Below are 577 nucleotides of genomic sequence, written 5' to 3' on the forward strand. Positions count from 1 at the left end.
CGCGTGGCGGCGTGCGACCATGTCGCGGTGCCAGCGCAGCACCGTGTCCGGACGCACCACCACCCGTATCTTGGGCAGCGCCTCCGACGGCATCCGGTGCAGCAGGGCTGCCAGGAACGCGCGATCGCCCGGGGTGAACCGCACTCTGTCTTTGCCGAGTTGGCGCTGCAACACCGTGATCTGATGGCGCAACGCGAGGATCTCCGCGTCCTTGTCCCGGTCGCCCATCGGCAGCAGGCGGAGCATGGCGAAGGCGTTCGTGACGTCAGGTAAGCCAGTCGCAACAGCACGCGATCATCATGGCGGGGCGGTGACCAACCGTGCGAGAGGCCCATTTTGTGCGCTGGTACCCGTGATCGCGCGCATCCCGTAAACCGGCTCCCACCAGGGCGGATGAGGTTACCGGCAAGGGCAAGGTTGATGCGCTTGGTGTCCGCGCCGAGCAATTGAACTAGGGCGTGTGTGGGGTTGTGATCAAGGCTGTGATTCGAGGTGTCGGATCCAGAGGAGGCCGGCACATAATTCGAGTCCGGCCTGGTAGCTTTCGGGTTTTTTGTCGTAGCGGACGGCGAGGCCG

At 64.8% G+C, this 577-nt stretch carries 1 pseudogene; it reads right to left on the bottom strand.

From position 1 onward, the window contains the following. A pseudogene (locus tag O3W51_RS48310) lies at positions 1-246 on the bottom strand (integrase); the annotation flags it as partial. Positions 247-577 lie beyond the last annotated feature (331 nt).

The organism is Streptomyces sp. H39-C1, assembly GCF_027158125.1.
Classification (GTDB): Bacteria; Actinomycetota; Actinomycetes; order Streptomycetales; family Streptomycetaceae; genus Actinacidiphila; species Actinacidiphila fildesensis.